At 47.3% G+C, this 1,079-nt stretch carries 1 protein-coding gene; it reads right to left on the bottom strand.

Features of this window, described 5'->3' with window-relative positions; translation table 11 throughout:
- Positions 1–2: 2 nt before the first annotated feature.
- Positions 3–1,079, bottom strand: a 1,077-nt coding sequence (gene tuf, locus FTU95_RS14920; protein WP_180078890.1) for an elongation factor Tu, incomplete at its 5' end; no start/stop codon positions are given.

Here is a 1,079-nt window from a genome sequence, read left to right as displayed (position 1 = left end):
GATTATGCAGTTACTTTAGCAACTACACCAGCACCCACTGTACGACCACCTTCACGGATCGCAAAACGTAGACCTGGGTCCATTGCGATTGGGTGGATTAGCTCTACTGACATCTCAACGTTGTCACCAGGCATAACCATTTCCACGCCTTCTTTAAGCGCGATCGCACCAGTTACGTCCGTAGTACGGAAGTAGAACTGTGGACGGTAACCGTTAAGGAATGGAGTGTGACGACCACCTTCTTCTTTAGAAAGTACGTATACTTCCGCATCGAATTTAGTGTGTGGCTTGATCGCACCTGGTTTAGTCAATACTTGACCACGTTGTACGTCTTCACGCTTAGTACCACGTAGAAGAACACCACAGTTCTCGCCTGCACGACCTTCGTCAAGCAATTTACGGAACATTTCAACACCAGTAACTGTAGTTACTTGAGTATCACGGATACCAACGATTTCAACTGATTCGCCTACTTTAACAATACCAGTCTCTACACGGCCAGTTACTACTGTACCACGACCAGAGATTGAGAATACGTCTTCAATTGGCATAAGGAATGGAAGGTCGATTGCACGTTCTGGCTCTGGAATGTAAGAGTCAAGTGCTTCAACCAGTGCAACAACAGCGTCTTCGCCATACTGACCAGCTTCACCGTTAAGTGCAGCAAGTGCAGAACCGCGGATCACTGGAGTGTCATCGCCCGGGAAGTCATAAGTAGAAAGAAGTTCACGAACTTCCATTTCAACCAGTTCAAGAAGCTCTTCGTCATCTACAAGGTCGCATTTGTTCAAGAATACAACGATGTAAGGTACACCTACCTGACGAGAAAGCAGGATGTGTTCACGAGTCTGTGGCATAGGACCATCAGTCGCAGCACATACAAGGATCGCGCCGTCCATCTGAGCAGCACCAGTAATCATGTTTTTAACATAATCGGCGTGGCCCGGGCAGTCTACGTGAGCGTAGTGACGAGTTGGAGAATCGTATTCTACGTGTGAAGTATTAATTGTAATACCACGTGCTTTTTCTTCTGGTGCAGAGTCGATTGCAGCGTAATCACGCGCTTCGCCACCGAATTT

The sequence above is a fragment of the Acinetobacter sp. YH12208 genome, from assembly GCF_013418055.1.
Lineage (GTDB): Bacteria > Pseudomonadota > Gammaproteobacteria > Pseudomonadales > Moraxellaceae > Acinetobacter > Acinetobacter pseudolwoffii.
This window is presented reverse-complemented; position numbering and strand designations above follow the sequence as displayed.